This is a genomic window from Blastococcus litoris (assembly GCF_003075095.1).
GTDB classification, from domain to species: domain Bacteria; phylum Actinomycetota; class Actinomycetes; order Mycobacteriales; family Geodermatophilaceae; genus Blastococcus_B; species Blastococcus_B litoris.
The window spans coordinates 637,973-660,445 of the sequence record NZ_QCZF01000001.1; the positions used below are offsets into that span (position 1 = coordinate 637,973).

Here is a 22,473-nt window from a genome sequence, read left to right on the forward strand (position 1 = left end):
GGTCAGCCCTTCCCGAGCTGGAGCGCGGCCTGGTACATGTTCGTGGCCCGCTCCACGACGGCGAGGTTGGCCTGGTAGCCGCGCTGCGCCATGAGCAGCTGGGTCATCTGGTCACCGAGGTCGACGTCGGGGTACTTGACGTACCCCTCCTCGTCGGCCAGCGGGTGGTCGGGCTGGTAGACCATCCGCCCCTCGCCGCTGCCGAACTCGGCGCGGGCGACGCGCACACCGCCCTCGCCCGAGCCGTAGTCGACCGCCTGCGCGACCACGAAGCGCTCGCGGAACGCGTCCTCGTTGGTGCGGGTGACGGTGTTGACGTTCGAGATGTTGTCCGAGACGGCGTCGAGCCACTTGCGGTGGACCATCAGCCCGGACCCGGAGATCCCCAGGGTGTCGAAGATGGCCATGTCAGCTCGTCCTGAGCGAGGTGCGGATCGAGTTGTACTTGCCGTCCAGCGCGTTGAGGGCCAGCTGGTAGCGCAGACCGGTCTCCGTGGCGATCAGCGTCTCCTGGTCGAGGTTGACGTTGTTGCCGTTGGTGTTGGTCGGCTCCAGGGAGCGCGCGGTCGTGCCGCCGCTGATCGTCGGCGTCTCACCGTTGCGCAGGGCGCCCTTGAGCGAGGACTCGAAGTCCACGCGGCCGGCGAGGAAGCCGGGCGTGTTGACGTTCGCGATGTTGTCGGCCGTGACGCGCTGGCGCTGGGCGAGGCCGGAGAGGCTGGCGTGCAGCGCAGCGGGCGTGATGTCGCCGATGAGGGAGCTCATGGGACGGGTCGCCGACGGGTGCAGCAGGACACGATCGACCTCCGGGTACGCGGAAGGCACTCGCGAGCGAGTGCGGGGTCCGCCGATCCGTGGCGAAGTGGTGCTGTCCGTGCAGCTCTGTCATCGGCATCCCCTCCCGGCCGGCTGACCGTCGGGGCGCCACGAGAGGGGCCGGCGGGCCGGGCGGGGAAGCGGTGACGGATGTGACCTGCGGTGACCTGGCCGTGTCCCGGTCCGCCCGGGACGCCTGAGTTGGCACCTTCCGTGCCGCTTGCGCATGAGGGGTGCCGGAACGCACGAACGCCCCGTCACCTCGAAGGTGACGGGGCGTGGTGCGGGTGGTGCGGTCAGCGGCGCGCGGCGCCGGCCATCGGGCGGGCGGCGACCCGGACGCGGGCGCGGTGGTCGAGGGCGGCGCGCCAGGCCCCCAGCCACTGCTCGGCCGTGTGCTCGGTGAGGTGTCGGGCGAGGACGATCTCCCGTGCCGCGGCCGCCACCTCCCGGCGCCGGTCGGCGTCCTGCACCCCGACCGAGATCCACTTGGCCCAGTCCTTCGCGGCCCGGGCGGGCAGCCCGAGGCCGAGGCGGTCGTACTCGCCGATCCGGGAACGGACGCAGAAGATGCCGCGGGCCGCGTACTCGAGAGGCTTGAGCCAGCTCTTCGCCTCGTTGAACCGGTCGACGCGCACCGGGGCGACGCCGACGTCGAACAGCTCACCGAGCCGCACGAGATAGGTCTCCACGTCGGCCACCCACGGCACCTGGTCCGGCTCGGCCGCGAGGCCCATGCGCTGCCGGATGTCCGCCTTCTCGCCCAGGACGACGAAGCGGCTCCGCGGGCGGGTGCGGTCGAGGGCCTGCTGGAGCCCGGACCCCATCTCCTGCACGTCGTAGGGACGGGCGGCGACGGTGCCCGCCCACCCGATCGACACGGTCTCCGGGCTGCGCTCGAAGGCCGGCGGGAGCTCGGCGATCCGGCGGGGGATCGCGTTGGGGACGAGGTGCCCGCGGCCGTGCGCCGCGTACTCCCGGAGCAGCCGGGCCGAGGACACCGTCACCGCATCCGCCTCGCGGGCACACGTCAGCGCGTGCTGCGCCCAGCCCTCCAGCACCATGAGCTGGTAGGAGGGGGAGCCGAACGGCACCGCGGAGAGCAGATCGTCCACCTCGACGACCACGGCGACGCCCTGGGCCTGCAGCAGGCGCAGGCACCGGACCATCCCGACGGTCTTGGGGAGCTGCAGGACCACCACGTCGGCCCCCTGGGCGTCCACGTCGGTGATCTCGCCGTCCCGGACGGTGGTCCGCAGCCCGTTCACGACGACGACGTCGACGTCGGTCCCGGACTCCTGGACGGCGCGCGCCGGCTCGTCCACGCGGTGGTAGATCGACCCGTGGGCCACGGTGGACCGGACGACGAGGACGCGCATCGGTGGACCCTTCGGTTCGGAACGGGGTGCTCCTCCCTCATCGGCAGCGGAACGGCTCGACGGGAGAGGCAGGGGCCGCTCGGCGAGGCGAGCGGCTCGCAGGACCGGGCGGGCTCAGAGGACCTGGTCGATGAAGGTTGGCACCGGGCGGACCGGCCCGTAGGACATCCGGGCGGCGACGTCGCGCTGCCGCTGGGACTGCGTGATCCGCTCGACGAGCGCCTCGGCGACGGCGAGCTGGTGCTGGAGCAGGTGCATCGCCCGTTCGCGGAGGTCGTCCGGTACGGGGCCGAGCCCGGTGGGCGGGACCCAGTCGGTGCTGCGCCGGCCCCAGGCGGCGATCTCCTCGGCGCGACCCCGGGCCAGGGTCTCCTCAGCGGCGAGCACCTCGCCCTCGAGCTCGGTCAGCGCCTCGTGCCAGTTCCCGGGCCGGCGGCGCTTCCCGTCGTCCTCACGGGGCGATCGACCGGTGACCGGGGCCTGCGGCGTGTGCGGACCGGCGTAGGCCCCGGCGGTCGCGCCGCCGGTCACCGGTCCCACCGCGCTCATGACTGGCTGCCGGCCAGCATGGCGGCGGCCTGCCGCCACGCGTCGCGCAGGGGCTCGACCACCTGGCGGCAGGACGAGATGCGGTTGGTGTCCAGCTTGATGTTGGCCTGGATGAGCTCGCTGATCAGCCAGTTGTAGAGCGCGGCCAGCCGCGGACCGCCCTCCCAGGCGTCGACCTGCAGGCTCGACAGCAGCTCGATGACGATGTCCTGCGCGTGCTGGAGCTGCTCGCTGGCGACCTGCCGCTCCCCGGCCGCCGCGGCCTTCTGCGCCCGCTCGAGGTCGAGGGCCAAGCGGTCGTAGAGCATCACGAGGACCTGCTGCGGCGAGGCGGTGGCGACCGCGTCGCCGAGGTAGCGGGCGCGGAGGGAAGCGGCACTCATCGGGAGTTCTCCTGGAGCGGTGTGAGGTGGTGCGGAGCAGCCGAGGTCAGCTGGCGGACGGGAGGGAGTTGATCTGGCCGGCCAGCCAGGTCGACTGGTTGCGCAGGGAGCTCAGGGCGGTCTCCATGGCGGTGAACTGGCGGGTGAGCGTCTCCTTGCGCTTGGCCAGCCGCAGGTCCCAGGCGTCAATCTGGTCCTGGTACCCCTTCTTGAGGCCGTCCTGGCCGTTGGCCAGCGCGACCAGCGAGCCTGTCGCGCTGTCCGAGGCGCCCTTGGCGACGGCGAGCAGGCGGTCGGCGAGACCGCTGACGGCCGGCACCGGGTCACCGTCGGCGTCGGTCGTCGCCGGCGTGCCGAGGACCATCGCCCGGACCTTCTCGGGGTCGTCCTTGAGGGCGGCCATGAAGACCGTCTTGTCGAGGGAGACGCTCTTGCCGTCCTTGGCCAGCTGGATCCCGATCTTCGCGGGGGAGCCGTTGACACCGAGGGCCGCGGTCACGTTGTCGAGGAGCCGGGACCCGAGCGAGCTGACCGCGTAGTCGCCCTTGAGCGTCGCGGTGCTGCCCGGCGCGTTGGAGGTGTAGTCGCGCGCGGTCTTGGCCGCGGCGTTGACCGCGTTGATCAGCGACTGGACCGTCGCGTACACCGCGTCCGAGTCCGGGGCGATGCCGAGGGTCGCAATCTCGTCCTTCTTGCTCACCGTGAAGGTGCCGCCGGGCATGACCGAGTCGAACGTGTTGGTGGCCGACGACAGCTCGACGGCGCCGGGGGTGCCGGGGGTGCCCAGGACGATCACCGCGTCGGCCGCGTCGACGTTGGTGGTGGAGGTGCCCGCCCCGGACAAGGAAAACTTGCTGGTCAGGCCGGTCTCCTTGGAGACGACGCGGAGGGCGGCCTCACCGGAGCTGATCTGCACGACGGAGGCGCTCAGCCCGTGCGAGCTGGCGTTGATGGCGGCGGCGGCGTCGGCGAGCGTGCCGGTCCCACCGACGGTGATCTTCGTCGGGGAGGCCACCCCGTTCTCGTCGGACACCGTGATCTCGGCGGCGCCGTACGGCGAGGTGGGCGACGTCCAGGTGCCCGGCGTGGTGTTCCGGTTCATCACCGCGTGCGACGTCGCGAGCTGCTTGACGGTGAAGGTGAGGGAGTTCGAGGCGGCGCCGGCGGTGGCCGTGAACGCGACGCTGGAGGTGGAGCTCGTGGCCTTCGTGGGGTTCCACGCCGCCGGCTTCATCGCGGCCTCGGCGGCGGCGGTCACGGCGAGGAAGGTCGTGTTGACGGTGCGGTACGCCGAGGCCGCGGTCTCGGACGCCTTCAGGCGTGCCTTGAGCGCGGTCTGCGGTCCGGCCTCGGCCTGGATGAGCTGGGAGATGAGGGTGCCGGTGTCCATCCCGGAGATGAGGCCGGTGCTCAGGCTCATCGTCATGCGGTGGTCTCCTCGGGTCGGGACGGTCCGGGTGCGAGTGAGGGGGGAGACCCGAGGGTCTCCCCCCTCACCCGGGGCACTGCTGAGGCGGTCCTCAGCCGTTCCGTGACATCAGGCCGCTAGGCGGCCGGCGGTCAGCGGAGCAGCGACAGGACACCCTGCGAGGCCTGGTTGGCCTGCGCGAGCATCGAGGTGCCGGCCTGCGACAGGATCTGGTTCCGGGTGAACTGGACCATCTCCTGCGCCATGTCGGCGTCGCGGATGCGGCTCTCCGACGCGGTGAGGTTCTCCACCGCGACGTTGAGGTTGTTGATGGTGTGGTCGAACCGGTTCTGGATGGCACCCAGGTCGGCGCGGGTCGTCGACACCGTCTTGATGGCGGCGTCGAGCTTGCCGATCGCCGAGGTGGCACCGCTGGCGGCGGTGAACACCGGGGTCGCCCGGGCCAGGTCGGCGTTGGTGGCCGTGCCGTCCGGACCCGTGTTGATCGCACCGGCGCCGTCGGTGTAGCCGGCGGTGTTGATCGGCGCGGTGAAGGTCAGCACCCCAGCAGCGGCGGTGAACGGACCCGTCGCCGTGTCGGCCAGACCGAACGCTGCCTTGGCGGCCTTGTTCAGCGCCGCGAGGTGCTGGACGTCGGTGCCCACCGTGGCGGCGTTGTTGTCGTTGTCGACGTTCGCGTAGCTGACGCTGGCCAGATCGAAGCTCTTGCCACCGAAGGAGATGGTGCCCTCGAGGCTTCCGAAGGCCGTCGCCGACTGCGCGGGGGTGCCACCGGCGAAGACGCCGGACGCCGAGGCGTTGATGGCCAGGCTGCCGTTGGTACCCGACGCGGCGGCCGTGGCGACCACCGTCCCGGACACCGAACCACCCGAAGCCGTCGCGTACGCGCCGGTGCCGGTGACGTCCACACCGGCGATGCCGAGACCGGCAGCGCCCATGGCCGTGGCGATGCTGACGCCGATGGTCTCGCCCGCGTTGGCCCCGACCTGGAAGGCGGCGGTGAAGCTGCCGTCGAGCAGCTTCTTGCCGTTGAAGGTCGTGGTGTTGGCGATGCGGTCCAGCTCGGACTTGAGCTGGGTGACCTCGGACTGGATGTTGCCCTTGGCGTCGTCGTTCAGGCCACCGGAGTTCGAGGCCTGGACCGACAGGTCGCGCATGCGCTGGAGGATGCTGTGCGTCTCGGTGAGCGCACCTTCAGCGGTCTGCACGACCGAGATGCCGTCCTGGGTGTTGCGGACGGCGACCTTGAGGCCACCGATCTGAGAGCGCAGGCCCTCGGAGATGGCCAGACCGGCGGCGTCGTCGGCCGCGCGGTTGATGCGGAAGCCGGAGGAGAGCTTCTCCAGCGACTTGCTCATCTGGCCGTCGGTGACGGACAGGTTGCGGTAAGCGTTGAGCGCCGCGATGTTGGTGTTGACGCGCAGACCCATGGTTTTCCTCCTTGGAAGGGGTCTTACTGGGATTCCCGCTGCATCCGTGCTGCGGGCCGTGCTGGTGTCGCACTGATGGTTACGGCGTGGGGCGGCTGTGACTTGAGGCGAACCGGGCGTCTTTTTCGCCCGGATTCACTCAGGCGGGTTGCGCCGCCGTCCCGCGGCCGGAGAGCGGCCAGCTGGTGCGGGGGCGGGGGACCTGGGCCGACGCGGTGGCCGCCGGCATCGGCGACCTGGCGGCGACCCGCTCGACGTAGGAACGCTGCTGGTTGCGGGCGCGGACGCCGCCATCGGCGGGCACCGCCTTGCCGTCCCAGATCTCGCTCATCGCGGCGTGCAACAGCGTCAGGGCCCGTGCGCGCATCTGCGAGACGCGGCTCAGGGTCACCCCGAGGTCGGTGGCGATGTCGGTGAGTGATTCGTCACCGAAGAAATTGCGCTCGATGACCTCGTCGAGGCGGTCGGGGAGCGCCCGGATCGCCTCGTGCAGGTAGCGGGCGCGCTCGGTCCGCATGACGGCGCGCTCGGGGGACTCCCCGGTGTCGGGCAGGTCCAGCGAGGTCCCGTCGGCGCCGGTCTCGGCGTCGATGCTCACCATCACCGCGCGGTGGACGTCGACCTGCAGGTTGTCGAGCTCGCTGCGTGCGACGCCCAGGCTCTCGGCCAGCTCCTCGCGCGTCGGCGGGCGGCCGAGCGAGATGGTGAGCGCGTCGGCCGCGGCGTCGCTGCGGCGGGCCGCGGCGCGCACCGAGCGGCTGGCCCAGTCGCCGGAGCGCAGCTCGTCGAGCACCGCACCCTGCAGCCGGGCGAGGGCGTACGTGGCGAACGAGGCGCCGGCCGACGGGTCGAACCGGCGGGCGACCTCCACCAGCGCGACGTGCGCGCAGGAGACCAGGTCCTCGCGGCTGACGTGGCCGGGCAGGGAGATGCGGGCGGCCACCGCGTTGACCGCGAAGGACGCCAGCGGGAGGTGCTCGGTCACCAGCGCGTCGACCTCCGCCTGCGACCGCAGCCGCTGGGGATGCGGCGCGGCGGCCGGGCGCGACCGGTCGTGCGGAGACCGGTCGTGCACGGGGCGCGGGCTCTCATGCGCGGTCCGCTGCTGCGGGGGGCGTCTGGTCGCCATGGCACGGGCTGCACTCACGTCCTCCTTCTCGGCTGGCCGCGGCGCACACGGCACCGCCCCTCGGCAAAAAGCTCGGGGAACTTGAGCGGCGACTTGCGGCTTCGGCTTGAGGCCCAGATCCGGGGTGCCGATGGCAGGTCCGACGAGCGATCCAGCCCGCGCCGGTCACCGGCGCCGCGGCAGGACCGCCGGACGGACCGAGCGAGACGACGGAAGGGCGGTGGACACGTGGACTACCAGCACCTGTCGACGTTGCTGTGGCGGGAGCAGGAGCTCCTGGACCTGCTGCTGTTCAAGGCCGAGGAGAAGCAGTACCTGATCCTCACGGGCAAGACCCGCTGGCTGGCCCGCATCGCCCACGAGATCGAGGTGGTCCTCGACCAGCTCCGCACCCTCGAGGTCGAGCGCGCCGCCGCGACCGAGGCCATCGCGGCCGCGCTGGGCATCGGCGCCGACCCCTCGCTGCGCCAGGTCGCCGACGCCGCACCGGCGCCGTGGAACGACCTGTTCGCCAAGCACCACGAGGCGCTGCTGGTCCTGGTGAGCGACCTGCGCAGCCTCTCCGACACCAACCGGGAGCTGATCGAGGGCGGCCTGTCCGCCATCAGCGACGCCCTGCTCCAGGTCAAGAGCCCGAGCGCCGGTACCTACGGCGCCACCGGCCGCAGCACCGACGCCGGCCCGCACCGCGCCGTCACCCTGGACGGGATCCTGTGAGCACCTTCTCCAGCCTCAACGCGGCGACCACCGCGCTCTGGGCGCAGCGCCGGGCGCTGGACGTCACCGGCCAGAACATCGCCAACGTCAACACCGAGGGCTACTCCCGCCAGCGGGTGGACCTGCAGGCGATCGGCGGCAGCGTCGTCCCCGCCTTCTTCTCCACCAGCCCGGGCATCGGCGCCGGTGTCAACGCCGACGACGTCATCCGCATCCGCGACGCCTTCCTCGAGGGCCGCGGGCACACCGAGCACGCCAACAGCGCCCGACTGGTGGTGGAGGCCGACACCCTCGAGCAGGTGGAGACGGCGTTCCGGGAGCCCGGCGACACCGGCATCCAGAGCCTGCTCGCCGACATGTGGGACGGCTGGGCCGACGTCGCCAAGGACACCAAGACCGACGCGCCGCGGACCCAGGTCCTCGAGCGGCTGCAGACGCTGGTCGGGGGCCTCCAGTTCAGCTCCGCCTCCCTCGACGCGCAATGGGGGCAGACCCGCGAGAACCTCGACGTCCTGGTGAAGGACGTCAACGCCGCCGCGGCCACGATCGCCGAGCTCAACAAGGCCATCAAGGTGGCCCGGCAGGCCGACCTGCCGGCGAACGACCTGAGCGACCGGCGCGACGTCCTGGTCATGAAGCTCGCCGACCAGGTCGGCGCCACCATCCGGCCCGGCGAGTACGGCTCGGTGGACGTCGTCGTCGGCGGCATGGCGCTGGTCAGCGGGAGCTCGGCGAACGAGCTGGTCGTGGCCGGCCCGACCGACCCGGCGCTCGTCACCGCGACGGACCTGCCGCGCATCGTCACCAAGGCGGGGAACTACCCGGTCCAGGCGAGCGGCACGGCCGGCGGCCAGCTCAGCGCGCTCACGACGCTGATCCCCGAGTACCGCAAGCAGCTCGACGACATCGCCGCCGGCCTGGTGACGAGCCTGAACGCCGTGCACGCCACCGGGTTCGACCGGAACGGCGACCCGGGCGGCGCGATCCTGAGCGGGACGACGGCGGCGACGCTCGCCGTCGTCATCACCGACCCGAAGAAGATCGCCGCCTCGTCGGTCGCCCCGACCGGCGGCGTCCCCGCGCTGGACAACGGCATCGCCGACAAGATCGCCCAGATGCGCCACGACGCGGCTGGGACCGACGCGACCTACCGCAAGATGATCGTCGGCCTCGGTGTCCAGGCGGCCGTCGCGATCCGCAACCAGGACATCCAGGCGGTCATCACGACCCAGGTCGACGCGGCGCGCGAGTCCGTGGCCGGCGTCAACATCGACGAGGAGATGACCAACATGCTGTCCTTCCAGCACGCGTACTCCGCGGCCAGCCGGATGGTGACCGCGATCGACGAGACGCTGGACGTGCTGATCAACCGCACCGGGCTCGTGGGGCGGTGATCTGAGTGCGGATCACCCAGCGCGCCGTCGCGCTCACCAGCCTGCAGGGCCTCAACCGGAACCTCGACGCCGTCGGCAAGCTGCAGCAGCAGCTCACCTCCGGCCGGATCATCAACGCTCCGTCGGACTCGCCGACCGGCACCAACAAGGCGATGCAGCTGCGCGGCGAGCAGGCCGCCGTCGCCCAGCACACCCGCAACATCAGCGACGCCAAGAGCTGGCTGGACCAGGGCGACTCGACCATCCGCGAGATGCTCGACACCACGCGCAAGGTCCGGGACCTCACGGTCCAGGGCCTCAACACCGGCGCCGTCTCCGAATCCAGCCAGCAGGCGCTCGCCACCGAGGTGACCTCCCTCCGGGAGGGGCTGCTCTCCCTGGCCAACACGCTGGTGCAGGGCCGCCCGCTCTTCGGTGGGCTGACCCCGGACGCGAAGGCGTACAACGACGACGGCACGTGGGCCGGCCTGGCCGGCCCGCAGACCAAGCTGCGGGTCTCCGAGAGCGAGCAGGTCCGGGTCGACCTCACAGGTCCCGAGGCCTTCGGTCCGGACGGGGCGAACCTCTTCGACATCGTCGAGCGGATCGCCACGAACCTGACGACCGACCCCGCCGCCCTCGAGACCGATCTCGCCGACCTCGACGTCGCGATCCAGCGCATGGCGACGTCCGTCGCCGACATCGGCACCCGGTCCGCCCGCGTCGACCGCGCCGAGCTCATGAACTTCGACAGGTCGCTGAGCCTCAAGGCCCAGCTCGGCGAGACGGAGAACGTCGACCTGCCGAACACGATCATGCAGCTCGAGATGCAGAAGGTCGGCTACGAGGCGGCGCTGGCCGCCACGGCGAAGGCCATCTCGCCGACGCTCCTGGACTACCTGCGCTGATGAACGCCCTCACGCTCGCACCCGAGACCCTCCTGCCCGGGACGCTGCCGGCGCCCGCACCCGCCCCCGTGCGGTCGCCGGCAGCGAGCCCGATCCAGGTCCAGGCGCTGTGCCTGTCCGAGCCGCTGCCCGGCTTCCCCGGGTACCGGGACTACGTCCTGGTCCCCGCCGAGGACGGCGGACGGCTGTTCTGGCTGCAGTCCGTGGCCACCGACGGCCCGCGGTTCCTCGCAGTGCCGGCGTCGGCCTACTTCCCCGACTACGTCCCGCGCCTGCCCGACGCCGTGTGCGACGAGCTCGGGCTGGGCGACGTGGCTGAAGCCCGGCTCTTCTGCATCGTGACGGTGCCCGACGGCGACGTCGCGGCGGCCACGGCCAACCTCCGCGCCCCCGTGGTGGTCAACCCGGCCAGCCACCAGGCGCGCCAGGTGGTCCTCGTGGACCCCGCACATCCCATCAGGCGGCCGCTGCGCCGATAACCTTTCCCGACGGCTGCGCGCGCGCAGCCGGACGCGCCCGCCGGTCGGGCGCCAGCACCACCTGCCAAGGACGGCCACCACACACCCATGGAGGGGTACCCGTGCTCACACTCACCCGCAGCGTCGGCGAGACGATCCGCATCGGTGACGACATCGAGGTCCACGTCGTCGAGGTCCGGGGCGGCACCGTCCGGCTCGGCTTCAAGGCTCCCCGCGAGGTCGCTATCCACCGCGAGGAGGTCTACCGGCAGATCGCCGAGGCGAACCTGCTCGCCGCTCAGGTGACCGCCGACAGCCTGGGCGCGCTGGCCGCCTTCGCCCCGTCGGCCGCGGTGGCCTCCTCCGCCGGTGCCGGCGAGCCCGCCGCCGACGAGGCGGACGAGAGCCGCTCCTGACCCGCGTCCGACAGATCTGGACGGCGCCCGACGGGTCCGTTTCGGCAAAGCCTGCCGACGTGTCGGACCGCCGGGCCCAAGCCGGAGCGACACGGGCAACATCTGCCGAATCAACGGCAGAGAACTGCGTAGGACACGGCGAGTGTTGTGCCCTCCCTGGTCGAGTGCATGAGGCAGATTTCTCCCCAAGCAAGTGACAGGGGGCGATCGAAATGCAACGCAGTGCAGTCAACGCACAAGGCACGGAGCAGGGCGAGCCGGAGTCGGTGGTCGTCCACGTCCAGTTGCGGCCGCGCCGTGGCGCGACGCGCAAGTGCCTGGCAGCGCTCGCCGCCCTGGCCGCCGAGCATGACGAGGTCGCCTTCGCCGTCACCGGGCTGAGCAAGGACGACCGCGTCGTCCGCGTCACCGTCGGCGTCGACCTCGGCCCCCGGACCGCGGTGGCGAAGTTCTCGCCCCAGGCCCAGGCCGCCTACGCCTTCGTGAGCGCGATCTTCGCCTCGCTCTACGACCACATGCCCGTCTACGCCGCCGAGCCCAGCGGCGCCGAGCGCGCCGCCGCGGCCACCCTGCTGGAGAAGGCGGCGGCCGGCTTCTCGCCCGCCGACGTCCTCGAGGGCCTGCCGACGACCCCGGCGTCCCCGGTTCCCTCGCCCCGCATGCCGGCGGCTGGGGAACGCATCCCGGCCTGACGGCCTCTCCTCACTTCCGGGTCCCCTTCCCCGGGTCCCGTCCTTCCCCGTAGTGCCAGGAGTTCCCGTGTCCGCTTTCCCGACGTCTTCGGCGTCCACCGCTGCCCGCACCCGTCAGCCGCTCGTCTTCGGCGGCATCCCCGAGGCGGAGGGGTGGGCGCTGGCGCCCATCACGCCCCGCGACCGCGTCCACTTCCGCGTGGACCGGGAGCTGCCGCTCGAGGCGTTCCGCGCCGACCTTCCCGACGGCGTCACGGTCACCTACGACCAGGGCGACGGGCTGTACCGGGTCGACGGCGCGTGCGGGTCGGCCGCCGTCCTCGCGGACTGGATCCGCGCCTGGGCCTCCCGGCACGGCTCGTCGACGATCGGCCTGCGCGCGGAGACCGACGTGCGGCGGCGGGCACCGCGCGACCTCCCTGCCGACTTCCTCGCCGACCTGTGCCGGCACTACGGCCCGGTCAGCCTCAAGCGCCTGCAGCGGAACATGAGCACCATCCGCCTGCACCTGCCGGACCCGGACGACCTGGGCCAGCAGGTGTACGAGTGGGTGCTCAAGGCCGTCGCGCAGTACGACGAGACCAAGGGCGTGCCCTTCGGCGCCTTCCTCGCCACCCAGCTGTCGAAGTGGGTGCACGACCTCGGCCGCAACGCGCACGGCCGAACCGCGGCGGACACCGAGCACAAGCAGCAGAAGGCGATCGCGGCGTTCATCGCGGAGCACCAGCGGCGTCCCAGCGAGAAGGAGCTCGCCGCCTACATGGGGCAGAGCGTGGCCACGCTGCGCCGCAATTCGCAGACGGTGGCGACGCTGAACGGGCTGCGCAACCTGCAGTCGCTCGACGGTGGCCCGGACGCGACGGAGATCCTGCTGCCGGACTCCTCGGAGGCGCCGGACGAGATCATGGGCGAGGCGGAGCAGACGCTCCTCTCCCACGCGCTGACCGCCGCGTGCGCTCCCGACCCGAGCGCCCGCCGCGACCAGCGGGCCGGTCAGCCCAACGTGCTCGGCTGGGCCACCTGGTACCTCACCACGTGGGGCGGGCAGACCAAGACGCAGCTCTCGCAGGAGCTCAACACCTCGGTGCGGAACATGAACGTGTACGCCGACCGTGTCGAGCAGGCCATGAAGTCCCGCCTGGCTGAACTCGCCGACTGACCCCCTCGGGGGCCGTGTTGATCAGGTTGGCTGATCAACACGGGTCCTGGCTCACTGCCGGTCGTGAGCCAGGACCCCGAACGGCGAGCCAGGACGTCGGCTTGTCCACAGTTCTCAGCCGTTGCCCCCGCGCCGGCGTGGGGGTGATGAGACTCCGGTCGTGCATCCGGAGCTCCGCGCCGCAGCGGACACCCGCCTCGGGGTCTTCACCAGCAAGGAAGCAGTCGACGTCGGCTACCGCGTGGAAGACATCCGCGCCGAGCTGAGATCACGCCGGTGGCTACGACTGCGCAAGGGCGTCTACGCCACCGCCAAGGACGTCGCCGGGGCCGACGAGCGCCAGCGCCACCTCCTCGACTGCATCGCCGTCCTCACGAGCCTGGACGCCGGACCGGTCCTGAGCCACGCGTCGGCGGCCCGGCTGCACGAACTGGTCGTCCCGAGGGCCGAGGCGCCGGAGGTGCGCGTCACCACGACCGACCAGTGGCGGCGTGGGCGCGGCTACCGCGTCGCACGGGCCGCCTTGCCGGCGGACGACGTCGTCCCGTGGCTCGGCTACCGGACGACGACGGTCGCGCGGACGCTCGTGGACTGTGCCCGCGAGTGGTCGCTGGTCGACAGCGTCATCGCGTTCGACGCCGCCATCCAGGAGCGGAAGGTGGACCGGGCGGAGCTGCAGCGCGCAGTGCTGGCGGGCAGGCATCGAGTCGGCATCGCCGGTGCGGCCAGAGCGTTGAATCTCAGCGACGGGCGTGCGGAGTCTGGTCTCGAGTCCCGAGGCCGGCTGGCCATGATCTTCGCCGGTCTCCCGCGCCCGCAGCTACAGGTGGAGATCTACGACGACGAGGGATTCATCGGTCGGGCGGACGGCTGGTATCAGGACGCGGCGGTCGCGATCGAGTTCGACGGCCAGGTCAAGTACACCGATCCTCGGTACGGGGCCTTGCCGGGAGAGGTGCTCTGGAACGAGAAGCGGCGGGAGGACCGCATGCGTGACACCGGGATCCGCGTCGTCCGCGTGGTGAACGAGGACTTCGGTGCGACCTGGCCCCGGAAGGTCGCCCGGATCCGGTCGCTTCTGGCTACTCCGTGGGTGGGTTCCCGACGCTTCCGCGCCGTCCCGACGGACGAACGCACGAGGACCTCCGACGCCGCCTGACCCTTGCGGTCACGTCCTGGATCACCATGCTGGGTCCTGGCTCACCACCGACCCTGAGTCAGGACCCAGAACGATCAGCTCACCTGATCACCAACTACCTCCAGGTGCGGAGGACGTCGTGGGCGACGACGCCGGCGCGCACGCGCTGCGGGTGGTCGCCGACCCGGATCGTGCGGATCGTCCGGCCGGTGTCGTAGTCGATGACGACGACCCGGTCGGTCCCGCTCACCGACACCCAGCACTCGTCGCCGAAGACGCCGTTGGTCGACCAGTACGGCTTCTCGCCGACCTCGACCAGCCGGTACTCCTCGGTCTCCCGGTCGATGATCGCCGCGTAGCCGTCCATGGTCCCGGCGGCGCACAGCGTCGTCCCCTCCGGGTTCATCGCCAGCCCGTGGTGCGCCGAGTCCAGCACGTAGTTCTCGCGCGGCTCGGTCGTGCGCTTGGGCAGGTCCACCACGCGGGTGACGGCGCCGACCGCCGGCTCGCCGTCGTAACCCGTCGCGCCGTCGATGTCGGCGGCCTGGGTGTCGAACTCGATCCAGCCGTGGAAGAAGGACACCTGCAGGTAGACGAAGCGCTCGTCCGGCGCCACCGCCATCGGCCGCACCGCCGAGGCCATGTCGGGGTAGCCGGCCTCCGCGAGCTCCTCACCCATGTCCCAGCGCTGCTCGACGGTCAGCCCGTCGGTCCGGACGATCTGGAACCACCGCTCGCCCTTGAGGGTGTCGTAGGCCTCCCGCAGCACCGGCCGGTCGGTGGGGGTGTAGACCCGGCCGATGCTGGCGTGGAACACCCGCGAGCCGTCGGCGGTGTAGTTGTTCTCGTGCGGGCTGTCGCCGCTGGGGAACTCGCCCGTCTTCGCGCCGGTGCGGATGTCGAGCTCGTGCACCGTGTTCGCGGTCGAGTCGCTCACCAGCAGCCGCTCGCCGTCCGGCGAGACGCCCATGTGGTCGGAGCGGTAGCCCTCCATCGGGAAGCGCCACACGATCCCGCCCGACGCCAGGTCGATGCCGACGACGTCGGCGAAGCTGGGCCGCGAGACGGCCAGCAGGCGACCGTCGTGGGTCGTGTACATGTCGTCGGTGTACTGCGCGTGCCCCTCGCCGATCGCCGCCTGGATCGCCAGGTAGAAGGCCAGCTTGTCGGGGCTGGTGACGATGTCGGCCATCCGCTCGGCGCGGTCGGGGATCGTGTCGATGGTCCGGATCGGCCGGTGCGTGCGGGCGTCGACGACGGTGGCGGTCCCGTCCCAGTTGTTGCCGACGAACATGACGTCGCGGGCCGGTCCGCCCTCGGCGAGCGCCTCGGTGGAGACGACGGCCGTGGTCAGCGCCGTGGCGAGGGCGAGGACAGGGGCGAGGACGGCGGTGCGGCGCATGGACGGGCTCCCGGCTTCTCGGCTACGGGATGGGAACGCGCCAGCGGCCCCCGGGTTACGCAACGGGAGTTGCGCGACGTCCAGGAAATGCGACGAGAACGGGTCCATCCGGGCGCGCCGCTGCCGATATCCACCACGTGACCCCCTCCGCCCGCCTCCGCCCCGCAGCGGCGCGCAGCGGTGCAGCGGAGCGGTCGCGGTGAGCGCGCTCCCGGCCGGCGAGCCCGGCTCCGAGGTCCTCGTCCCGCACTGGCTCGACGGCCCGCGCCGGACGCAGCTGGCGACCGCCGTCCGGAACGCGCTGAGCAGCCGGCCGGTGCACCCGGTCGCGGTCATCCACCTCGAGGACGTCCTGACCGAGCTGCACGTCGCCGCGGCCCGCGACGCGGTGTGGCCGGCGTCGGCGGCACGGGTGCGCCTGGCCACCGGGTGGGACGACGACGTGCTGCCGGTGCGGCTGAGCGCCGCGGAGCTGTCCAGCGTCCTGGCGCTGCCCGACCTGCCGGCGCCGGTCCGCGACCTGCTCGGCGGGACCGCATGACCGACACCCGGTTCGGGGGATCGGCCGGACTGCTGCAGCGGTTGCGGCCGGTGCGCATCGACGTCGCCGACCTGCGCGACGTGGCCGAGACCGTGCTGCCCTCCCTGAGCACCGCCCGCCTGCGGGTGGACGTCGTCCGGCGGCCCGGCGCGGGTTCGCTCGTCGTCCTCGAGGAGGACGAGCGCCGGGTGCGGGTCCACCTCGCCGAGCTCGCCGACGACATGACCCGCGCCGGCGTGGCCCCGACCCACGAGGGCATCTCCGCCGCGCTGGCCGCCTGGGTGGCGCACCGACCGGTCACCGACGCCGCCGCGGCGACGACCGGTCTCGCCGTCGTCGACTGGGCCGACCGCGCCGAGACGGCGATCGGCTGGCGGGTCGTCGTCCGCCGCGGTGGGCTGGCCCTGCCGTGGACGCCGTCGTCGTCGGCGGACGCGCCCACCCGCCTGCGCACCCGGTCGGCGGCCGCCGTCCGGGCGCACGAGGTGCCCCTGGACCTGCGGGTGGAGGGCCCCGTCGCGCTCTGGTCGCACCCGGAGGTGCCGCTGCTGGCGACCGCCGCCCTCGTCGCCCCCGAGCGGATGCTCGAGCGGATCGCGGCGACCGGGCTGGTGATGACCGACATGCACGTGGTGGTCACGCCGCGGCGCCCGGTGGCCTGCGCGGGCCCCGCCATCGCGGCACGGCTCGCGGGGGAGACCGTCGGCGCCGGGGTCACGCTGCCGTGGCCTCGCCTGGCCGACCTGCCCTGGCTCTAGGAGATGTAGCCGTACTCCCAGTGCCACGGCTCCGGCTTCTCCCCGCCGGGTGAGGCCCAGTCGGGCTGGACCCACCCGAAGCGGGCGGCGTTGGCCGTCATCCAGCTCCACTGCGCCGAGCCGCTGACGTTGATGCCGCCGCAGAGGTCGACGGCCAGCGCCCACCCGTGGTTCGAGGTGCCGGGCAGCGCGGCCAGCTTCGGCTTGGCCGCGAACGCCGTCCTCTGCGCGCCCAGCGAGCGGTAGGAGTCGGTGATGCACAGCGGGGTGCCGAACGTGGCGGTGTACGCGGCGTCGAGCTGGCCGTAGGCCGCGGCGGCGTCGCACCGCAGCTTGTGACCCTGGACGCCCAGGCGGCAGAGCGCGTCGGACGGGATCTGCCCGTTGGCGAACCCGCCCCAGGCGGCGGTGCGCTCCCCCGGCGGGGGCAGGGGGGCGCCGCAGGCCCCGGCCTCCGCGATCGGGAGCGGCGCGTTCGGTCCGGCGGGGGCCGCGAGGGTCACGCGGGTCGCCGACGAGCCGGCGGCCAGGGAGCGCACCGACACCTGGTAGGTGCCCGCGGAGGCCCCGACGACGTCGCCGTCGCCGAGGTAGATGCCGACGTCCTGGCCACCCGGCGCGTAGACCAGGTCGCCGACCTGGACGTCGGTCAGCGGCACGGCGGCGCCGGTCGTCCACTGGTCCTGCGGGGTGCCCGGGACGGCGTACCCGGCCAGCAGCCAGGACGCCGCGGTGAACCCGCCGCAGTCGTAGCTGTCCGGCCCGGTCGTACCGGGCACGAAGGGCTTGCCCAGCTGGGACAGCGCGCTGCTCACCGCCGCCACCGTCTCGGCGGGCAGCACGGTGACCGGGCTGCTGCCGACGACCGCCCAGACGACGCCCGGGATCGGCTGCCCAGCAGCGTCGAGCGCGGGGGAGAAGCCCGAGGGCAGTGCCGCGGGATCGGCGATGTCCGCGGCCGCCGGCGGTTCGATGCCGGCGGCGCCGAGCTGGGCGAGGTACCCCTGCCAGCGCGCCATCGCCTGCTGGTTGCGCTCCTGCTGCGGCCCCGTCACCGGGGCCGCCCCGAGACCGGCCAGGGCGGAGGTGATCTCGGGGGTCAGGTCGTCGACGGCGGACCTGACCGTCTGCAGGACGACGTCGGCGCGGTCGCGGGCCTCCTCGACGGCCGACTCGGCCTGGGCCACGCGCCGGCCGGCCAGGGCGAGGGACGCGGTGCTGCGCTCGGCCCGGACCACGTCGCCGGTGAGCTCCTCGTGGGCGCGGTCGGCGAGCGACTGGCCGAGCAGGGCGCCCGAGGTCGAGCCGGCGTCGTGGACGCTCAGCCCGAGGAGCGGGTACCGCTGCTGGGCCGTGGCCCGGTACAGGTCGGCGGCCGACGAGCCCACGGTCTCCTGGTGGGCGCGCACCTCGGCCAGCGCCGTCGCCTCCAGGGCACGCGCCTGCTCCAGCTCGGTCCGCTTGCGGGCCACCTCCTGCTCGAGCGCGCGGTAGCGGCCGGCGTCCTCCAGCAGCGAGCTCTGCGCGGTGAGCGCGAGAGCGGTGGTGTCGAGGGGGCCGTCACCCGTGCTCCCGGGACCGGTGCCGGGCAGCACGAGGGCCGCCGCCGCTGGCAGCAGCAGCGTGCTGAGGGCGACGACCCGGAGCCGGGTCGACCACGCGGCGCCGGTGCGGGGCGCCGTGCGGCGCTTGGTCGCCGGACGCCGTCCCGTGGCGGGACGGCGTCCTGTGGCGGGACGGCGTCCTGTGGCGGGACGGCGGACCGGGGCGCTCGTGCCGACGGGCGCCGTCCGCCGGGCGACGGCGGTCGCGGTGCGCAGCGCCGCTGCCTGCGCAGGGGTGAGCGCCTGGCCGGCGGCGACCGCCGACCGCAGGGCGAGGGCCTCGCGCAGGGCCTGCGCCTCGCGCGCGGTGAGCACGGGGCGGGCGGCGGAGCCGGGACGGGCAGACGTGCGTGATGCAGGCACTGCAGCGTCCCCCGGCGGTCTCGTCGTGTCGTGGCCTGTCCCGGCTGCGGGTGCAGCCGGGGTCTGGCCTCGTATCGACGTGCCGAGGGGGTGCGCTGAACGGGGGGTGCGGCGGTCTCACCCCTGCGGGTGAGGGTGAACCTGCCGGTCGGGGCGCCTGCGTGACCCCTGCGGGGGAGGGGTCAGGGAGCCCACCAGGCGCCGTGCCGGTGGGTCAGCGGGATGCGGAGCTCGCCGCCGTCCTCGGTGGAGACGACGACCTCCACCTTGGTGATGCGGACGGGTGGACCGTCGTCCTCCGGTTCGAGGACGTTCCCGCTGGCCAGGGGGATCGGGGGCACGACGAGGACGTCGTCGCCGGGTGGCTGCGCCATGGCGTCCTCCTCGGGTCGGCTCGGCGGGGCGCATCCACCGTAGGGGTGCGTCGTCCCGGACAGGGAACGGGCCGGGCAGCGCCCCCGGAGGGAGGGCTGCCCGGCCCGGCCGGTCGTCGCGGCTAGCGCTGGTCGAGGGGGACGAAGTCCCGCTCGGTCTCGCCGATGTAGAGCTGGCGCGGCCGGCCGATCTTCGTGGCCGGGTCGTTGATCATCTCGCGCCACTGGGCGATCCAGCCGGGCAGCCGGCCGAGCGCGAACAGCACCGTGAACATGCGGGTCGGGAAGCCCATCGCCCGGTAGATGAGGCCGGTGTAGAAGTCGACGTTCGGGTAGAGCTTGCGCTCGATGAAGTAGTCGTCCTTGAGGGCGATCTCCTCGAGCTGCTGCGCGAGGTCCAGCAGCTCGTTGTTGCCGCCCAGCTTGCCGAGGACGGTGTCGGCGGTCTTCTTCACGATCGCGGCGCGCGGGTCGTAGTTCTTGTAGACCCGGTGGCCGAAGCCCATCAGCTTGACGCCGGGCTCCTTGTTCTTCACCCGCTCGACGAAGCGCGGGATGTCGCCGCCGTCGCGCTGGATGGCCTCGAGCATCTCCAGCACCGACTGGTTGGCCCCGCCGTGCAGCGGGCCGAAGAGCGCGTTGATGCCCGCGGAGACCGAGGCGAACAGGTTGGCGTGCGACGAACCGACCAGGCGCACGGTGGACGTCGAGCAGTTCTGCTCGTGGTCGGCGTGCAGGACGAACAGCATGTCCAGCGCCTTGACCATGTCGGGGTCCTGCTCGTACGGCTCCGCCGGGAAGCCGAACGTCATCCGCAGGAAGTTCTCCACCAGCCCGCAGGAGTTGTCCGGGTACAGGAACGGCTGGCCGACCGACTTCTTGTAGGCGTAGGCGGCGATGGTGGGCAGCTTCGCCAGCAGCCGGATGGTCGAGAGCTCGACCTGTTCCTCGTTGAACGGGTCGTGCGAGTCCTGGTAGAAGGTCGACAGGGCGCTGACCGCCGAGGACAGCACCGGCATCGGGTGCGCGTCGCGCGGGAAGCCCTTGAAGAACTGCTTGAGGTCCTCGTGCAGCAGGGTGTGACGGCGGATCCGCTGGTCGAACTCGCCGAGCTGGTCGGCCGTGGGCAGCTCGCCGTAGATCAGCAGGTAGGTGACCTCGAGGAAGCTCGACTTCTCGGCCAGCTGGTCGATCGGGTAGCCGCGGTAGCGCAGGATCCCGGCGTCACCGTCGATGTAGGTGATCGCCGAGGTGCACGACGCGGTGTTCACGAAGCCGATGTCGAGCGCGACCTTGCCGGTCGTCGACAGGAGCTTGCTCGTGTCGTAGCCGTCGGAGCCCTCGGCCGCCTTGACGACGGGCAGGGGCAGTTCTCCACCGGGGTAGCGCAGGGCTACGTCAGAGTCGGTCACGCCTTCGGACGCTACTGCTTCGAGGGGGCAACGCGCCCGTCGACCCCGCCCCGCTACGTCAGGCGCCCAGCCTCTCCTGATGCCTGCCGGCCACCACCGCGACGTCCTCTCGCCACATCGGTGAGCAGACGACGCCTTCCAGCCGGTCGAGCTCCTGGTCGGTCATCACCAGGTCCCAGCGGACCGACCGCGAGCCGTCCGTCGCGTCGGGCTCCAGCCGGATGTCGCCACAGTCGTCCGGTGTCTGTCCGAGGTCGGCGAGCAGGGTGGTCAGGACGGCGATGCTGCGCGTGCCCGCCCCGTCGTCGTGCGCGGCGAGCGGCAGGCTGACCGTCAGCTGCGGATGAGCCGCAGCGAGTGCCAGCAGACGCGTGGTCGAGTCCGGCTGGTCCGCCCACGACGATGCCGCCCGTACGAGCAGCGACGGGCTCAGCCGGCGCATGAGCGAGGCGAGCAGGTCGCACTCCATCGTGCTGTCGAAGAGGTCTGCGAGCGGCCCGACCATGCTGCGGGGATCCGGACTGGCCTCGGCCGGTGAGGTCGAACTGAGCAGCAGGACGCCGTACTCCTCGTCGTCCGTGGACGAGTCCCCCAGTTGATCGACGTCGACGGCGGGGAGGGCACGGGCGCGGGCGTAGATGGTCTCCAGCTCGGCCCGCCATCCGGGACCGTCGTGCGCCGCGAGCACAGCGGCCCGGACGGCCTCGCCGTCGCGACGACGGCGCTCGGAGTCGCTGGCCAGGCGGCGCACGGCGACGGCGCACTGGTCCGCGGTCGTGGCCGGATGCACGCCGGCGAGCCCGGGCGCCGCTCCCTGGTGGAGCCGCACGAGTTCCGACTCGGTGTCGTCGGCGAGGGCGACCACGGGGAGTCCCAGGAGGGCCGCCTCCAGGACGGAGGTCCCCGCCCGGGTCGGGTAGGAGTCGAGGTAGATGTCGGCCATGTCGAAGTACGGACTCGGGTCCGGCACACGGCCGACCGGGAAGACGCGGCCCGGGTAGCGCCTGCTCAGCTGCGACCAGTCGGCACTCGGAGTGGCTCCGACCAGGACCACGCTCACCTGCGGGGCCCAGCGGAGGATCCGGTCCACGAGATGGTGCATGCCCCGGCCCCAGGAGGCGGCCATCTTCCAGTCCGCGCTCACGGTCACGGCCACGACGGCGTCCGGGGCGATCCCGAGCTGGTGGCGCAGTGCGCCGCCCTCCGCCGACGGCAGCTCGTCCACAGGCATGGGGAGTACCGCGATCCGCGGCTCGGGCACACCGCGCAGACGCACGTCGACGGACTGCGCCTCGGGTCGCCAGTCGCACAGCAGGTCCGCAGCTGCGACTCCGAGCCAGAACGCCGCATCCGCGTGGTTCTCGTACACCACCGGCGGACGCACACCGGGGAGGTTGACGGCGGCGAGCGCGACGGAGTCGTACGGGTGGACGTGCAGCACGACGACATCGGCCCGGTCCATGTGCGCCCGGAGGGCCCGTGCCCGCTGGAGCAGCCCGGTCGGCGTCGTCCGCAGGTCGAACACGTCTCCACCGGTGGCCCGCACCGATGCGACGAGCTCCTGCGGCACCGGGCCGAGCTGGTTGGTCAGGACGACGTCGCTGGTGCGTTCGTCGCGGCTCATCCACCGCCACGCCAGCCGGGTGTGGCCACCGACGGAGTAGGCCTCGGTGAGGACGTGCAGCACACGATTCCCGGAGCGGGTCCCGTCGACGGCGACCCGGCCCGACCCGCGCACGGCGTGCACCACCGAGCGCTCGAGGCGGAGGTCGCTCAGCAGGCCCACGGGCGCCAGCCAGGCGTAGTTCGCAGCGGCCATCGCGGTCCTGAGCACACGCTCCACGTCGCCCTGCTCGGCGTGCTGCCGGGCCATCTCGACCAGCAGCTCGTAGTGCCGCCGGTTGTCGGCGAGCACGCGCGCGGCGTGTGGCAGGGGCCTGGGTCCGGCCGGGGCCTTCGCGTTGCGAGCCATGCACCTGTGCATCGGCAGGCCGGGTCGTGACCATGACGGCCCACGCCCTCGGGCCGGGTGTCCTGGAGGCT

Annotated in this window: 23 protein-coding genes; 10 read left to right on the forward strand and 13 right to left on the reverse strand. The window is 72.6% G+C overall.

The window, feature by feature from the left end; all coding sequences use genetic code 11:
* Positions 1-2: 2 nt before the first annotated feature.
* From flgC to DCS98_RS03185, 8 genes are all read right to left on the reverse strand, one after another.
* Positions 3-407: a flagellar basal body rod protein FlgC gene (flgC, locus tag DCS98_RS03150; RefSeq protein WP_116449840.1), complete on the reverse strand. Its 405-nt coding sequence runs from the start codon at positions 405-407 to the stop codon at positions 3-5.
* Position 408: 1 nt separating this feature from the next.
* Complete coding sequence (flgB, locus tag DCS98_RS03155) at positions 409-765, reverse strand: flagellar basal body rod protein FlgB (protein ID WP_116450157.1); 357 nt, start codon at positions 763-765, stop codon at positions 409-411.
* A gap of 347 nt (positions 766-1,112) precedes the next feature.
* Entirely contained in the window at positions 1,113-2,195 is a 1,083-nt protein-coding gene (locus DCS98_RS03160; RefSeq protein WP_116449841.1) for a glycosyltransferase family protein, read from the reverse strand.
* Positions 2,196-2,309: 114 nt separating this feature from the next.
* Positions 2,310-2,744: a hypothetical protein gene (locus DCS98_RS03165; RefSeq protein ID WP_164704342.1), complete on the reverse strand. Its 435-nt coding sequence runs from the start codon at positions 2,742-2,744 to the stop codon at positions 2,310-2,312.
* The gene (fliS, locus tag DCS98_RS03170) at positions 2,741-3,127 is read right to left on the reverse strand and encodes a flagellar export chaperone FliS (RefSeq protein ID WP_116449842.1); all 387 of its coding nucleotides are present in this window, start codon (positions 3,125-3,127) and stop codon (positions 2,741-2,743) included. Before fliS ends, DCS98_RS03165 begins: the two co-directional genes overlap by 4 nt.
* Positions 3,128-3,173: 46 nt before the next feature.
* Entirely contained in the window at positions 3,174-4,553 is a 1,380-nt protein-coding gene (fliD, locus tag DCS98_RS03175; protein WP_116449843.1) for a flagellar filament capping protein FliD, read from the reverse strand.
* 134 nt (positions 4,554-4,687) lie between these two features.
* Positions 4,688-5,986: a flagellin N-terminal helical domain-containing protein gene (locus tag DCS98_RS23835; RefSeq protein WP_116449844.1), complete on the reverse strand. Its 1,299-nt coding sequence runs from the start codon at positions 5,984-5,986 to the stop codon at positions 4,688-4,690.
* A 139-nt stretch (positions 5,987-6,125) separates the two neighbouring features.
* Complete coding sequence (locus DCS98_RS03185; RefSeq protein ID WP_241037097.1) at positions 6,126-7,061, reverse strand: sigma-70 family RNA polymerase sigma factor; 936 nt, start codon at positions 7,059-7,061, stop codon at positions 6,126-6,128.
* Between the two features lie 282 nt (positions 7,062-7,343).
* On the opposite strand from DCS98_RS03185, the gene DCS98_RS03190 reads away from it, so the two are divergent.
* The 8 genes from DCS98_RS03190 (at position 7,344) to DCS98_RS03230 (ending at position 13,997) form a co-directional block, all read left to right on the forward strand.
* Positions 7,344-7,832, forward strand: a complete 489-nt coding sequence (locus DCS98_RS03190; RefSeq protein WP_116449846.1) for a flagellar protein FlgN — start codon at positions 7,344-7,346, stop codon at positions 7,830-7,832.
* A complete protein-coding gene (gene flgK / locus DCS98_RS03195; RefSeq protein WP_116449847.1) occupies positions 7,829-9,226 on the forward strand; it encodes a flagellar hook-associated protein FlgK in 1,398 nt (465 codons plus the stop codon). The genes DCS98_RS03190 and flgK overlap by 4 nt, the downstream gene beginning before the upstream one ends.
* 5 nt (positions 9,227-9,231) lie before the next feature.
* On the forward strand, positions 9,232-10,113 hold the full coding sequence (gene flgL / locus DCS98_RS03200; RefSeq protein WP_116449848.1) for a flagellar hook-associated protein FlgL: 882 nt from the start codon (positions 9,232-9,234) through the stop codon (positions 10,111-10,113).
* Positions 10,113-10,592 (forward strand): flagellar assembly protein FliW, encoded by a 480-nt coding sequence (gene fliW, locus DCS98_RS03205; RefSeq protein ID WP_116449849.1) that lies wholly within the window; start codon positions 10,113-10,115, stop codon positions 10,590-10,592. The genes flgL and fliW overlap by 1 nt, the downstream gene beginning before the upstream one ends.
* 101 nt (positions 10,593-10,693) lie before the next feature.
* Positions 10,694-10,987 (forward strand): carbon storage regulator CsrA, encoded by a 294-nt coding sequence (gene csrA / locus DCS98_RS23840; protein ID WP_277394594.1) that lies wholly within the window; start codon positions 10,694-10,696, stop codon positions 10,985-10,987.
* A gap of 212 nt (positions 10,988-11,199) precedes the next feature.
* A complete protein-coding gene (locus tag DCS98_RS03220) occupies positions 11,200-11,679 on the forward strand; it encodes a hypothetical protein (RefSeq protein ID WP_116449850.1) in 480 nt (159 codons plus the stop codon).
* Positions 11,680-11,746: 67 nt separating this feature from the next.
* A complete protein-coding gene (locus tag DCS98_RS03225) occupies positions 11,747-12,838 on the forward strand; it encodes a sigma-70 family RNA polymerase sigma factor (protein ID WP_116449851.1) in 1,092 nt (363 codons plus the stop codon).
* A 160-nt stretch (positions 12,839-12,998) separates the two neighbouring features.
* Complete coding sequence (locus tag DCS98_RS03230) at positions 12,999-13,997, forward strand: hypothetical protein (RefSeq protein ID WP_116449852.1); 999 nt, start codon at positions 12,999-13,001, stop codon at positions 13,995-13,997.
* Between the two features lie 94 nt (positions 13,998-14,091).
* On the opposite strand, the gene DCS98_RS03235 is transcribed toward DCS98_RS03230, so the two are convergent.
* A complete protein-coding gene (locus DCS98_RS03235) occupies positions 14,092-15,378 on the reverse strand; it encodes a YncE family protein (RefSeq protein ID WP_116449853.1) in 1,287 nt (428 codons plus the stop codon).
* Positions 15,379-15,577: 199 nt separating this feature from the next.
* On the opposite strand from DCS98_RS03235, the gene DCS98_RS03240 reads away from it, so the two are divergent.
* Both DCS98_RS03240 and DCS98_RS03245 read left to right on the forward strand, forming a co-directional pair.
* The gene (locus DCS98_RS03240; RefSeq protein ID WP_116449854.1) at positions 15,578-15,919 is read left to right on the forward strand and encodes a hypothetical protein; all 342 of its coding nucleotides are present in this window, start codon (positions 15,578-15,580) and stop codon (positions 15,917-15,919) included.
* On the forward strand, positions 15,916-16,677 hold the full coding sequence (locus DCS98_RS03245; protein ID WP_116449855.1) for a hypothetical protein: 762 nt from the start codon (positions 15,916-15,918) through the stop codon (positions 16,675-16,677). Before DCS98_RS03240 ends, DCS98_RS03245 begins: the two co-directional genes overlap by 4 nt.
* Here the strand turns inward: DCS98_RS03245 and DCS98_RS03250 are convergent.
* The 4 genes from DCS98_RS03250 to DCS98_RS03265 form a co-directional block, all read right to left on the reverse strand.
* Positions 16,674-18,644 (reverse strand): NlpC/P60 family protein, encoded by a 1,971-nt coding sequence (locus DCS98_RS03250; protein WP_241037099.1) that lies wholly within the window; start codon positions 18,642-18,644, stop codon positions 16,674-16,676. The genes DCS98_RS03245 and DCS98_RS03250 overlap by 4 nt on opposite strands.
* A gap of 182 nt (positions 18,645-18,826) precedes the next feature.
* On the reverse strand, positions 18,827-19,018 hold the full coding sequence (locus DCS98_RS03255; protein ID WP_116449856.1) for a hypothetical protein: 192 nt from the start codon (positions 19,016-19,018) through the stop codon (positions 18,827-18,829).
* A gap of 122 nt (positions 19,019-19,140) precedes the next feature.
* Positions 19,141-20,430 carry a citrate synthase gene (locus tag DCS98_RS03260; protein ID WP_116449857.1) on the reverse strand — a complete coding sequence of 430 codons (1,290 nt, stop codon included), beginning with the start codon at positions 20,428-20,430 and terminating at the stop codon, positions 19,141-19,143.
* A gap of 58 nt (positions 20,431-20,488) precedes the next feature.
* Positions 20,489-22,345, reverse strand: coding sequence for a glycosyltransferase (locus DCS98_RS03265; protein WP_116449858.1), 1,857 nt, complete (start codon positions 22,343-22,345; stop codon positions 20,489-20,491).
* Positions 22,346-22,473 lie beyond the last annotated feature (128 nt).

Bases quoted from the DNA above. Each gene is read 5' to 3' on its own strand.
- flgC (WP_116449840.1), bottom strand. From the start codon at position 407: ATGGCCATCTTCGACACCCTGGGGATCTCCGGGTCCGGGCTGATGGTC.
- flgB (WP_116450157.1), bottom strand. From the start codon at position 765: ATGAGCTCCCTCATCGGCGACATCACGCCCGCTGCGCTGCACGCCAGC.
- DCS98_RS03160 (WP_116449841.1), bottom strand. From the start codon at position 2,195: ATGCGCGTCCTCGTCGTCCGGTCCACCGTGGCCCACGGGTCGATCTAC.
- DCS98_RS03165 (WP_164704342.1), bottom strand. From the start codon at position 2,744: ATGAGCGCGGTGGGACCGGTGACCGGCGGCGCGACCGCCGGGGCCTAC.
- fliS (WP_116449842.1), bottom strand. From the start codon at position 3,127: ATGAGTGCCGCTTCCCTCCGCGCCCGCTACCTCGGCGACGCGGTCGCC.
- fliD (WP_116449843.1), bottom strand. From the start codon at position 4,553: ATGACGATGAGCCTGAGCACCGGCCTCATCTCCGGGATGGACACCGGC.
- DCS98_RS23835 (WP_116449844.1), bottom strand. From the start codon at position 5,986: ATGGGTCTGCGCGTCAACACCAACATCGCGGCGCTCAACGCTTACCGC.
- fliW (WP_116449849.1), top strand. From the start codon at position 10,113: ATGAACGCCCTCACGCTCGCACCCGAGACCCTCCTGCCCGGGACGCTG.
- DCS98_RS03220 (WP_116449850.1), top strand. From the start codon at position 11,200: ATGCAACGCAGTGCAGTCAACGCACAAGGCACGGAGCAGGGCGAGCCG.
- DCS98_RS03235 (WP_116449853.1), bottom strand. From the start codon at position 15,378: ATGCGCCGCACCGCCGTCCTCGCCCCTGTCCTCGCCCTCGCCACGGCG.
- DCS98_RS03245 (WP_116449855.1), top strand. From the start codon at position 15,916: ATGACCGACACCCGGTTCGGGGGATCGGCCGGACTGCTGCAGCGGTTG.
- DCS98_RS03255 (WP_116449856.1), bottom strand. From the start codon at position 19,018: ATGGCGCAGCCACCCGGCGACGACGTCCTCGTCGTGCCCCCGATCCCC.